The 12,066-nt window shown below is 44.1% G+C and carries 11 protein-coding genes; 1 reads left to right on the top strand and 10 read right to left on the bottom strand.

What is annotated here, in order from left to right; genetic code table 11:
• The 6 genes from aroK to pilM are packed head-to-tail and all read right to left on the bottom strand — an operon-like array spanning position 1 to position 5,468.
• Positions 1-519, bottom strand: coding sequence for a shikimate kinase AroK (aroK, locus tag OCU49_RS02975; protein ID WP_272885313.1), 519 nt, complete (start codon positions 517-519; stop codon positions 1-3).
• A gap of 57 nt (positions 520-576) precedes the next feature.
• Complete coding sequence (locus tag OCU49_RS02970; protein WP_261843545.1) at positions 577-2,706, bottom strand: type IV pilus secretin PilQ; 2,130 nt, start codon at positions 2,704-2,706, stop codon at positions 577-579.
• Positions 2,703-3,260, bottom strand: a complete 558-nt coding sequence (locus OCU49_RS02965) for a pilus assembly protein PilP (protein WP_261843544.1) — start codon at positions 3,258-3,260, stop codon at positions 2,703-2,705. Before OCU49_RS02965 ends, OCU49_RS02970 begins: the two co-directional genes overlap by 4 nt.
• Positions 3,244-3,840, bottom strand: coding sequence for a type IV pilus inner membrane component PilO (locus OCU49_RS02960; protein ID WP_261843543.1), 597 nt, complete (start codon positions 3,838-3,840; stop codon positions 3,244-3,246). Before OCU49_RS02960 ends, OCU49_RS02965 begins: the two co-directional genes overlap by 17 nt.
• Before the next feature lie 2 nt (positions 3,841-3,842).
• The gene (locus tag OCU49_RS02955) at positions 3,843-4,391 is read right to left on the bottom strand and encodes a PilN domain-containing protein (protein ID WP_261843542.1); all 549 of its coding nucleotides are present in this window, start codon (positions 4,389-4,391) and stop codon (positions 3,843-3,845) included.
• Between the two features lie 15 nt (positions 4,392-4,406).
• Positions 4,407-5,468, bottom strand: coding sequence for a type IV pilus assembly protein PilM (pilM, locus tag OCU49_RS02950; protein ID WP_261843541.1), 1,062 nt, complete (start codon positions 5,466-5,468; stop codon positions 4,407-4,409).
• A gap of 163 nt (positions 5,469-5,631) precedes the next feature.
• Here pilM and OCU49_RS02945 point away from each other — a divergent pair, with 163 nt between their 5' ends.
• Positions 5,632-8,097, top strand: a complete 2,466-nt coding sequence (locus tag OCU49_RS02945; RefSeq protein WP_261843540.1) for a penicillin-binding protein 1A — start codon at positions 5,632-5,634, stop codon at positions 8,095-8,097.
• On the opposite strand, the gene OCU49_RS02940 is transcribed toward OCU49_RS02945, so the two are convergent.
• From OCU49_RS02940 to OCU49_RS02925, 4 genes are all read right to left on the bottom strand, one after another.
• Positions 8,094-8,873 carry a metallophosphoesterase gene (locus OCU49_RS02940; protein WP_261843539.1) on the bottom strand — a complete coding sequence of 260 codons (780 nt, stop codon included), beginning with the start codon at positions 8,871-8,873 and terminating at the stop codon, positions 8,094-8,096. The genes OCU49_RS02945 and OCU49_RS02940 overlap by 4 nt on opposite strands.
• Positions 8,866-9,306, bottom strand: a complete 441-nt coding sequence (locus OCU49_RS02935; RefSeq protein WP_261843538.1) for a DUF1249 domain-containing protein — start codon at positions 9,304-9,306, stop codon at positions 8,866-8,868. Before OCU49_RS02935 ends, OCU49_RS02940 begins: the two co-directional genes overlap by 8 nt.
• Positions 9,307-9,396: 90 nt before the next feature.
• Complete coding sequence (locus tag OCU49_RS02930) at positions 9,397-10,011, bottom strand: NUDIX domain-containing protein (protein ID WP_261843537.1); 615 nt, start codon at positions 10,009-10,011, stop codon at positions 9,397-9,399.
• A 71-nt stretch (positions 10,012-10,082) separates the two neighbouring features.
• A complete protein-coding gene (locus OCU49_RS02925) occupies positions 10,083-11,873 on the bottom strand; it encodes a GGDEF domain-containing protein (protein ID WP_261843536.1) in 1,791 nt (596 codons plus the stop codon).
• Positions 11,874-12,066 lie beyond the last annotated feature (193 nt).

Raw genomic sequence — 12,066 nt, 5'->3', positions numbered from 1 at the left:
CTATTTAAGAATTTTTTGCTGCTGTAAAAGCTCTACGATTTCAGTAACCACAGAACGTGGATTGCGTCGATCGGTCACAACGGAGAAATCTGCTACCTGAGTATAAAGTGGATGCCGCTCTTCCATTAACTGCACAAGAACCTGCTCAGGATCAGGCTGCTGCAATAAGGGGCGATTTTTATCCCGGGATGTACGTTCTAACTGCTGCTCAATAGACGTCGTTAAGTAAACAACTGTTCCGCGCCCCTGCAAGCAAGCCCGATTTTCTTCCTTTAAAACAACTCCACCGCCAGTAGCCAGTACCTGACCATCTTCCTCGGTAAGCTGATCAATCACATTCGCCTCACGCAGGCGAAAGCCTGCTTCGCCTTCAACATCAAAGATCCAGGGTATATCAGCACCCGCGCGCTCTTCAATTACCCTATCTGAATCAACAAAATCTAATTTCAGCTCTAGGGACAACAAGCGACCAATTGTACTTTTGCCCGCCCCCATAGGACCGACTAAAAAAATATTCAAATTAACATATCCATTACAAAATATGCCGCAGCTTAAAAGTAAGCTACGGCATTAGTATTATCTGACCGACAACGACTCACGTATTAACTTAGGCGTTATGAAAATAAGCAGTTCTGCCTTCGTATTTTTAGTCTGCGTATTCCGAAATAAATTACCAACTACAGGCAAATCACCCAACAACGGAGTTTTATTGATTGTATTACGCTTTGTATTTTCAAAGACCCCACCAAGCACGATTGTTTGCCCGTCTGGAACAACGATCGACGTTTCCAGCTCATTATTAATTATGCTGATTTCACCATTAGGTAAAAGATCACCTATTGAATCTTTTTTTATCACCAAGTCCATAGCTACACGATCACCAGGATTAATTCGCGGTGTCACATCAAGTGATAGTACGACGTCTTTAAATTCAATACTAACTTTTCCATCCTCATCAACTGATTGAAATGGGATCTCAGTACCCGATTGAATTAAGGCTTTTTTTCCATTAGTGGTGACTACTTTAGGCTGAGAAATAACATCTACCCGACCATCAGATTCGAGCGCAGATAGTTCCAATCCAAGTAAAGTGCTAGACCCTGACCGTAAACCAATGGCAAGACCTGTCGCATTAACAGCCTGCGCACCCAGATCCACATTTAGACCTGTATTTCCACCAGGACTATTAATATCAGCGATACTCCGTCCTAAAGTCACTGAAGATCCATCCCCATGCGTTTCGGTATACCCTACTCCCCACTTTACACCCAAGTCTTTTGTCACATCAGTGTTTGCAGTCACCAACCGAGCCTCAATCAATACCTGAGCAACCTCAGTATCAAAACGACTCAGTGTTTTACGCACATCAGTCAAACCTTTAGCCGTTTCACGAATCATTAACGTATTCGTTTCATCATCAGCGAGAATGAAGCCGCGCTCGGAAATCAATCTTGCTTCTGTTAGCCGGCTGACCATATCCGACGCTTTACGGTAATCAACCTGAATAAACTCAGTACGCAACGGCGAAAGCTCTTCAACTTGTTTACTACTTTCCAACTCAATCCGTTCACGCTCAGCAATTTCTGCAGCAGTACCAATTAACAAAACGTTGCCAATTTCTCGCTTATCCAGTTTATTCGTACTTAAAATCAAATCCAGCGCCTGATCCCAGGGAACATTCTTAAGTCGCAAGGTAATATTACCGCCAACCTGATCACTCACAACCAAGTTTTTCTCGGCAACCTCAGCAAGGATTTGTAGAACTGAACGTACTTCAACATTTTGAAAATCTAAGTCAATACGCTCACCTGTATAAGGAAAACGCTCTTCGCGCTCTTCAAGCGCTTCCTGCGTTAACGGCTTAAGCTCTATCCACAACTGATTATTAGTTTGATACGCAAGATAGTCATAAGGTTCCGCGGAAGGCTTTACTAAGATACTGGTATTTTCACCACTGGCAATTGAATCGATAAACAGTACAGGCGTAGCAAAATCCTGCACATCTACCCGCTGCTGCAATGCTTGGGAAAGTTCAACCCCAACCAGATTAACAACAATATTGTTGCCCTCTTCAACAATATCTACTCCTGCCTTATCATCAGACAGTGTCACCACTACCCTGCCACCACCTTCAGGGGTTCTTTCAAAGTCAACTCCCTGAACTCGCGTGCGCTGAGGCTTTGTCGGATCAGCTACAGCATTTAAACGATTATCGGCCGCTGCCTGTTCTGTCTTGGCTACAGCTTTTGTATCTTCTCTATTTAGATCTCCAACTACAACAAACAGGCTATTACCATCAGCGTAAGTATCAAATGCAGTAGCAGCATATAAATTCATGACTACTCGCAAACGCCCAGGTACCTGGGCAAAATTCACGCTACGAACCTTGCCACTTTCCACTGCCAAGTTACGCATATCCTGAATATTTTCAACGCCCCATAAGTCTAAAACTAATCGTGCCGGGCTGTTCGTCATATATGCTTTTGGCACTGAAGGCGGCACATCAAAATCAAACCGCATTTCTAACTTATCATTAGGTAAACTAACAAAAGAAGACTTTAATAACTGCACATCAGCAGACTGAGCCAACTGACTTATACTAGTTAGTAAACAAACACTTAGTACTTTAAAAGCTGTACGGATAGAAACCAACGGTAAGAAAAACGCCGCACCCAATCGATAAAACTGCTGCTCTAAAATCATCATTCTTCATCCATTACTATGCTACGCTGTCGGGTCATCCATCCACCGCGGCCATTCGGCACAATTTCTTTCAACTCAACAAACCCGTTACTAACGGTCATCACCTGCCCAAAATCCAGTCCCATGTAATCTCCGACAGTCACACGGTGCACTTCGCCTTTGTTATCTTTAATCAGCGCCCAACGCCTCTGACTCATTCCGATAGTCCCAACCATACTCAACAAATCTAAGGAAAACTCTTCCAGATAAGATTTAGGACGTTCGGAATCTGGCAGCAAACTGTTATCTGCATTATTAAAAATCGGATCTTCGGCAGTATTTCCGTCGCTTAGTTGAACAAGGCTCTGAAACGGATCACGAAGGCTTGCGCCCTCATACACAAAGCTATGATAAGGCTTAAACTCAGGCAGAGGCTCTATTGGAGGTGCTGCCGCTTGACGCTGCTGCTGTACAAAATGACGCAAGTCATCAGGATCTTCCACCCATACACAGGCAGTAACAACAAAAACCAATAAAATATAAACTGCACTTTTTACAATATTAATTACTGTCATCATAACGATATGTCTTTGCGCTTATATTCATCGATAACAAGTTATCGCCCGGTGTAATTCTATAGTCATGCAAAGTTACAATACGTGACAAAGCCGCAACGCCACTGACAAACTGACCTAACTGATGGTATGTCCCCGTCACCTGTATATCGATAGGCAATTCAATATAGAACTTATTCTTTTGCTCTGCCGCCAATTGAATTACCTGAATATCCAACCCACTGGAACGACCAATATCAGATATATCTTCTAACAAGCCCGGCACTTCTTTTTCCGTCGGCAGCTGTTTAAGAAGCTCCGAAAATCTCCCCTGAACATCTGCCATCTGCTTTCGCAAAGCATCCAAGTTTGCTATCTGGCCAGCCTTAGCCTGCACCTGAAGCTTCAATCCTGACTCTGCTGATACCTCATTATTAAGACGTTTTTCGGCATCAGATATGTGGAAGTAAACACCTCCCGCAATCACCACACCAAATACAAGCAGGTAACAGACAATCTTCACACCTATTGGCCAGTTTCCAGCCATACTAAAGTCAAGGTTATCCGGATCAAAGCCCTTAAAACTATTCGCCAGCCTATCCATACTTATTTCACCTCATCCAGAGAAGGCTTTAATACAGGTACGGTCAGATCGAAATTCTTCATGCTGTCTGCATTCGCAACTTTTGTCAGGTTCGGTTCGCCAAACCATACACTTGAATATATCTGTCGCATCAAAGCAGACACGTCTGCGCTTTTCTGTGCCAGACCATTCAGTGTAATAACATCACCTGTACGTGACAGCGAAGAATACAATACGCCATCAGGCTGAACCCGAACCAATTCATCAAAGTTTCTGACAATTAACGGTCTGCTCGATTGTAAATCCTGAATTGCCTTTAACCGGTCGGTTAATCGAGTTCGCTCAACATTCAGCTCTTTTATTTCCGCAAGCTGGACATCTAACTGGGCAATTTCGCTATTCAGGTAATTATTTCTCACTCGCTGTCGGTCAGTTTGAAAATCAAAATAAAAACCCACCAACAAAACAACAGCTACTGCCAAAAATGCACACGACAAGATATTGACCATGAACTGCTTCTGTCGCTGAGCTGCCTTCTCTTCCCGCCAGGCCCTGAGATTTATTCGTGCCATTCGTAATCCTATTGATCAATGCTCGAAGCTACGCAGCGACATGCCACAGGCTTTTACCAACGAAGGGGCGTCATGCGCCAACCTGGCAGGATTGATTTTAGAGTCTATATCCATACCAGCAAACGGATTAGCTAACTCAGTTGCTACACCAACCTCTTCAGCAACAATATCGGCTAACCCTTCAATTGTCACTCCACCGCCCTGTAAACATAGCTTAGTCAATTGGTTATGAGCACCTGATGAATAAAAGAATTGCAGAGCTCTGGATATTTGTTGGCTAATAGTGCTTCGAAACGGTAATACCACAGTTTCCATTAGCTCTAGACCTAGCTCACCACTGCGCAACTGGTGATCAATATCAGCAGGATTAACTCCCGCGTGCTGCTGCAGTAGATGAGATAAGTCATTACCACCAAATGCCTGCTCACGGCTATAAACTATCTGATTGTTTTTGAAGACATTTAACGTCAGAGTAGCAGCACCGATATCAACCAAACCAATCAAGGCCTGATTATCGGCATCATCCAGTGCAAGAAGAGGATATACCCGCTCGATACAAAAACTATCAACATCAACCACCTGACAGTTCAGATCAGCACTATTTATAGCATCTTCTCTTTTTTCAACATCGTTGTTTCTGCAGGCAACTAACAAAATTTCATTTAGGCCAGGAGTTGAAGGAGAAGGCCGAATAATTTCAAAATCAAGCGCCACTTCATCAAGAGGATAAGGAATAAAGCGATCTGCTTCTATTTTAATCTGTTCTTCAAGATCAAACTCGGTAAAAGAATCACTCAGCTCAATTGTTTTGGAAATCACTGCAGATGAAGGTACTGCTGTCACAGCTTGATTAAGAGGCTTATTACAAATTTTAAGGCCACGCTCTATCATTTCAGATACCTGGCCTACATCCTGAATACTATTATCGATTACCGCCGTTGGTGGCAAAGGGACGATTGCATATGCATCAACCCTAAGGTCAGCACCGCGTTTAGACAAAGCAACCATTTTCACTGATGATGTACCTATATCTACACCGACCCAGCCTTTTTCTTGCTTTTTCAGAAAGCTCAACACGATAAGTAGTCCTTAAAAATAGCAAGCATGCGATTAAATATAGTTCTAACCCTAAATATATATAAATTTCAACGCTGTTTCACTAGTGACCATTACTTAGATACAGATATAATGTCTCGGCAGCAAGTAAACTTACTTTAAAACCCACAATAGAATGACTTTAATGAAAACTTTATTAAAAATCGGCCTGACATTGTCTCTTGTGGGAATAATCCTCGGTTTCGCAGCACTTGGTGGCGCGTATTATCACTACGCACCAAAGCTGCCTGATGTCCAAACACTAAAAGACGTTAAACTGCAGACACCATTACGCATTTACTCAGCAGATAAAAAGCTGATTGCTGAATTTGGTGAAAAACGCCGCACTCCCATCAGTTTCGAACAAGTTCCGCAAACCTTTATAAATGCCCTACTTGCTGCTGAAGACCGTAATTTTTTCAATCACTTTGGTATAGACATCAAAGGTCTTGCCCGGGCGGCATACCAGTTAGCCAGTAGCGGTAAAATCAAAAGTGGTGGCAGTACCATCACTATGCAGGTAGCAAAAAACTACTTCCTGACCCGTGAACGATCTTTTGTACGTAAATTTAATGAAATCTTACTCTCTCTTCGCATTGAGCAAGAGCTCAGTAAAGAACAGATTTTTGAGTTGTACATCAATAAAATTTATCTTGGCCATCGTTCATATGGCATCCAGGCAGCTGCAAGAATTTACTATGGAAAAAACATTGATGAACTCAGCGTCGCTCAGTACGCAATGATCGCAGGCTTACCGAAAGCCCCTTCCGCATATAACCCCATAACAAACCCCAGCCGGGCTTTAGAACGCCGTAACTGGATCCTGAAGCGGATGCACACTCTGAGCTTTATTGATGATCAGGCTTACGAAGAAGCAGTTGAAGCTCCGGTTACCGCCGAATACCACGGTACACAGATTGAGCTATATGCCCCATATGTTGCAGAAATGGTACGTAACCGCCTTTATGAGCACTTTCAGGATGCTCTCTATACCGATGGTTTAAAGGTCTACACAACTTTAGACAGTGCGATGCAAACAGCTGCAAACGCAGCTCTTGAGAAAGGCTTATTAGCATACACTGAGCGCCATGGTTACTTTGGCCCTGAAGCGACTACTGAAGACCTTACTGATGAAGGCCTAAAAGCATTCTTTAAAAAACAAACGGTCTATGGCAGTCTGCTTCCTGCAGTAATAACTACAGTAGATGAACAGTCAGCAAGCGCTCGTTTAAAATCTGGAGAAGAAATCACTCTTGATTGGGACAATATCAATTGGGCTAAAGCCTACAAAGGCCCTAACAGGATGGGGGCCGCCCCCAAAAACGCCAGTGATATCCTTACAATTGGCGACATGGTGCGTGTCGTACCCGGCGACGAAGAAAACCAGTGGCGCCTGACACAAATTCCTCATGTGCAGGGCGCATTTGTCGCCCTGTCACCAAAAGACGGAGCCTTAAATGCCTTAGTCGGTGGCTTTAACTTTGTGCATAACAAATTTAACCGCGCCACCCAGGCTCTTCGCCAACCAGGCTCAAACTTTAAACCGTTTATTTATGCATCGGCATTAGAGCAAGGCTTTACACCTGCAACCACTATTAATGACGCGCCTGTTGTACTTAATGACAATGATCTTGAAGCCAGCTGGCGTCCTGAAAACTACAGTAAAAAGTTCTATGGCCCTACTCGCTTACGCGAAGCGTTGTATCGCTCACGCAACCTGGTCTCCATCAGAATCCTTCGTTCTATTGGCATCGACACAGCTACTAATTATCTAACCAGCTTTGGCTTTGATAAAACACGAATTCCACAAAACCTGTCGTTATCGTTAGGCAGTGCAGATGTGACACCATTAGAACTAGTAACTGGTTATGCAGGACTCGCTAACCAGGGTTATAAAGTTAGTCCTTATTTCATTGAACGTATGGAAAACGCTGCCGGCAAAACCTTATTTCAGGCTCAGCCGGTTACGGTATGTTCTGGCTGTGAATATTCGGCACCGGTAACCGAGACCCCAAGTAATATAAAAGATATCGAGCTCACAACTATTCAGCAGGCAGCGCAGGAAACTAACAGTAACACTGATAAACTCGAACTTTCGGGCAGTAAAATCTCTCAACTGCCGATTGCCGAACAAATCATGCAACCACAAGCGGCTTATATGATTTACGATATCATGCAAGACGTAATCACTCACGGCACAGGGCGTCGGGCCCTCAGTTTGAAACGAACTGACATTGCGGGAAAGACAGGTACCACGAATGATCAGAAAGACGCATGGTTCTCCGGCTTCAATAAAGATGTTGTTGCAACTGCCTGGGTAGGATTCGACCAACCGTCCACCTTGGGACGAAGAGAATTCGGGGGGAGTGCTGCATTGCCAATCTGGATAGACTTCATGAGCATAGCACTGGCTGACAGTACTGATGAACCTATCGCAAAACCTGACGGCATCATTTCACGTCGTATTGATCCTGAAACAGGCTTATTGGCTTATCCGGGGCAAGAAAATGCTGTCTTTGAAATATTCCCGGCAAATAAAGTACCTACAGAAGTAGCAACTGGTCCGGGCCAGGCTTCTGGCGGAGAAAGCCAGACTGACGATATATTCTAATTATCAACCAGGTTAACCCGCTTAACCTGGCTACTAATATCACCATATTCCAACAACTCTAATAACCTGTATGCTGGCGCTTGCAGCTCAGGATCATCTTCGAGCGTCATATCATCACAACGTTTTTTGAATTGAACAGAGGATGAAGGACAGCTCATCACGTCCACGCCATTCCACTGCCAGTGCCATTCCTGATGAACATGGCCACAGATAAGGCCGCGAATATGATCAAACGGCGCTAATGTTTGCCAAAACTGTTCCGCATCAGCCAGCATAATGGAATCCTGCCAACCACTTTCTACAGATAACGGATTATGGTGCAGCACTATCAGACAATGCTTATCAACATTCTGCTGAAGGGCTTGCTGAAGAAACTCCAACTCTTTACTGCCAAGCGACCCACTGCCTTTTCCATCTGGCTCAGACGTACTGTCCAATAAAATCAAACACCATCCCTTTAACAGAATAACCTTCCGATTTAGCGCGCCACCGCACGCTCTCATTATCGCCAAATCATCATGATTACCGGGAATCCATACAGCATCGAATGGCACAACATCTATTTTTTCCACCAGCCGTTTATATGCGTCAACACCACCATGATGAACATTATCTCCGGTTAGCAACAACAGGGTTTCTGCGGGCAGCTCAGTAGAAAGATGCGCAAGCATCTGATCGAGCTGAGACTCAACATCATGGTGTCGATATAACTGGGTAGGATCATTCTGTAAGTGACAATCAGTCACCTGCACAAGACGGATAGTTTGATTAGCCAACGGAAAATACTGCTTCGGTTACATGTCCATGGGTAAGGCAATGACTCAGCCACTCGCCCAGATATTGATTCACTTGCGCCTTTTCATCCGGCTGACGCATATCCATATTCGGATACTTATAAACACCACGCAACTGCTTACCGCGCATAATGCAAATAACCTCAGCGGCTCGCGCATCATGATACATCCTGACCAACAGACATGGCGCTTTAAGCCAGTCATGCTCAAACAAATGGCTCACACGCACTGTCGTTGTATAGGTAAAACGCTCCTCTACCTGCAAGCGAACCGAACTATTCTGACCTTGCCAGTGAATCTCAAATTCACGTTCATCACAGTTATCAATATCCGGCAACAGACGCATAAGGCGTACATAGTTCGCCTCACAATCAGCCATCTGCTTAACAATATCCGGAATATAACGTCTACGCATAAATTTGATTACCAACTTTATAAAACACTTCAGTCAAAAACTACCACCTATTAATTGAAGCATATAGCACGGTCTGTATATTTCAGAACTTCAGCTCCAGCGCTGAAGAACAGTTTCCTTGTTCAGTTGCAGCCACTGCAAAGCGATAATAGTGCCTGCATTATCAATTTGGCCATTTACAACAAGCTCGAATGCCTCACACAAGGGTAACACATGTACTTTAATATCCTCGCCCTCTGCTTCCAGACCATGTAATCCACCCAGATTACTAGCGTCTACACGCGCACAAAACAGGTCAACATATTCATCACAACCACCAACACTGGGTGAATAACGCGTTATAGGCATCAGATCATGGATAATAGCCCCCGCCTCTTCAACCGCCTCTCGACGGGCAACATCCTGAGCGGTCTCACCAGGCTCAACCATACCTGCGATCAACTCCAGCAACCAGGGACTGGGAGATTTATCAACAGCACCAATCCGAAACTGCTCAATTAATACGACAGCATTCATAGCAGGATCAAACAGTAAGACACAGACAGCATCTCCCCGGTGTAATAACTCCCGACGAATATCTATCGAACCGCCAGCAAATCGCGCATGCCGGATCTCTAATTCGGATACTTTAAAAAAACCACTATAAACCGTTTTATTCGTAACAATCTCAACATCATCACGGGAAAACCCTGGGTGCCAGGACATAGATTAGGCCTCGATAAATATCAGGCGGTTACTCTATCACAGGTAGGATTGCCAATATAAAACCATCTTCGTTATTCGCTTTCAGACTCATTCTCACTGCTACCTTGCTTACGTCGCCGGGAAATAAAAATATGACTGCCATCCGCCAGCTTAGCCTGTTTCTTTGCCTCTGCAGCTAATTCTGCCACTTCATGATAACTGAGACATTTATATGGATCTGGATGAACGATACCCACAGACAAACTGAGAACAGGAAAAAAAGTAGACTCACCACTGCGACTTTGCGACCAGATGCCGCCCCGCTCCAAATCCTGAGGGCTGTAATACTCGCGGATAGAATTATCGAACTCAGCAACTATCTTCTGACAGCGCTCAAGCCAATCTTCACAACGAAAAACCACAACAAAATCATCACCGCCCACATGTCCGGTAAAATTATCGCCGTTAGCAAAGCGAGTTAGTAAACTTCCCAGTTGCTGAATCAGATAATCACCTTTCACATAGCCATAGGAGTCGTTAAACGGCTTAAAATAATTAATATCAAAATACGCAACTCTGAAATTTTCAGTGCGCTTTAACAGACCATCAATCTCTCGACTAATCGGAACATTTCCAGGTAACAGTGTCAGTGGATTGGCATAACGTGCATTGCGAATTTTTAACTCAGTAATTTTCTTTAACAAATCCCGCACATTACCCAAGCCTACATACAACCCCTTCCGGGTGATCACTAACCCCTGGTTCAAATACACGTCATTCTGCTCAGTAACTATCTGCGAAACCTTTTCAAGTGACATATCACTTTCGATAATTAAAGCGTCATCCAGCATCACCGAAACAGGCTTATGCTCGTATAAAGCACGACCATATTGTGTCGAAAACAACTCCAGCAGCTTTGAGCGCCCAACAGTCCCTACCGGCCTGCCGTCCTCAAGCACTGCCAGCGCGTTGTATGCAGGATTATCCTTGAATAATACACTCGCCAGCTCTAACTCATCATTTTGTGACAGAGCAGGCGCGGGCTGGACCAGCACGGAAGCCGTCTCAGCCATATCCGAATCATTTCCTTCCCGAAGCGGTTTAGGTAACCAGGTATATTCTCCCGGCGGATCTGACAAATCAGGCGAAGGCCGTCCAAGATAAAACCCTTGTCCGATAGTGACCCCCAACTCCTTTAAAGTAAGCAACTCAGACTTGGTCTCTATGCCTTCAGCAATAATTGAACAACCAACACCATTGGCAATACCGCATATCGATTTTACAAACTGGCGCTTAATCGGTTCACGATCAACGTTATGCACAAAATGTTTATCGATCTTAACAATGTTAGGTTGCAACTCTAACCAGAGTTTCAGGCCAGAATAACCACTACCCAGGTCATCAATCGCAATGTCGAATCCCATTCCTCTGTAATGCTGCACAGCTTCAAGCGTCAGGCCATACTGATCAAAAGGATGTTGTTCAGACAATTCAATGACTATCGAATGTTGCGGTATTTCCAGCTCGGCCAGCATATCAGCAGTTAAACCTTTCTGATGTTCTGGCGTGCCTAGCAGTGAAGCGCTTATATTCAGAAATAACTTACCGTCAGTTTTAAGCTCAGCAAAACGCTGCAAAGATAAGCGCCGGCAACTCAGCTCCAGTGTATGCATTAACCCACAACGAATTGCTGCCTGAAACAAACTGTCCGGTGAATACAGTGAACTGCCCTCAGGCCCCCTAATTAAAGCCTCGTGGCCTATAGTTTCTCCAGTGCGCAAATCTACTATCGGCTGAAAATGCGGAATAAGACTATCTTTAGCGATCAAGCTCCGCAATAACTGCTCTTCATAATCAATATTTAACCTTGTGCTCAGGCCCATCAATACTACCCTGACTTCTTTGCTTTTTAGCACACGTTAAATTTCACTGATGACAAAAAGATGACACTCCGTAACAGATATAAACATTAACTGCCCATTAGGAGTTTCAACTAATGGATAAGATTAAGTTCATCGTTTTTTGATTAGGCTCAAGTGACATTATTCAGATTAATGTCACTGTTATCTCTCTCCC

It is taken from the genome of Aliamphritea ceti, from assembly GCF_024347215.1.
GTDB lineage: Bacteria > Pseudomonadota > Gammaproteobacteria > Pseudomonadales > Balneatricaceae > Amphritea > Amphritea ceti.
This window is presented reverse-complemented; position numbering and strand designations above follow the sequence as displayed.

Coding starts and splice junctions, on each gene's coding strand:
- OCU49_RS02970 (WP_261843545.1), bottom strand. CDS start 2,706: ATGATGATTTTAGAGCAGCAGTTTTATCGATTGGGTGCGGCGTTTTTC.
- OCU49_RS02965 (WP_261843544.1), bottom strand. CDS start 3,260: ATGATGACAGTAATTAATATTGTAAAAAGTGCAGTTTATATTTTATTG.
- OCU49_RS02960 (WP_261843543.1), bottom strand. CDS start 3,840: ATGGATAGGCTGGCGAATAGTTTTAAGGGCTTTGATCCGGATAACCTT.
- OCU49_RS02955 (WP_261843542.1), bottom strand. CDS start 4,391: ATGGCACGAATAAATCTCAGGGCCTGGCGGGAAGAGAAGGCAGCTCAG.
- OCU49_RS02945 (WP_261843540.1), top strand. CDS start 5,632: ATGAAAACTTTATTAAAAATCGGCCTGACATTGTCTCTTGTGGGAATA.
- OCU49_RS02935 (WP_261843538.1), bottom strand. CDS start 9,306: ATGCGTAGACGTTATATTCCGGATATTGTTAAGCAGATGGCTGATTGT.
- OCU49_RS02930 (WP_261843537.1), bottom strand. CDS start 10,011: ATGTCCTGGCACCCAGGGTTTTCCCGTGATGATGTTGAGATTGTTACG.
- OCU49_RS02925 (WP_261843536.1), bottom strand. CDS start 11,873: ATGGGCCTGAGCACAAGGTTAAATATTGATTATGAAGAGCAGTTATTG.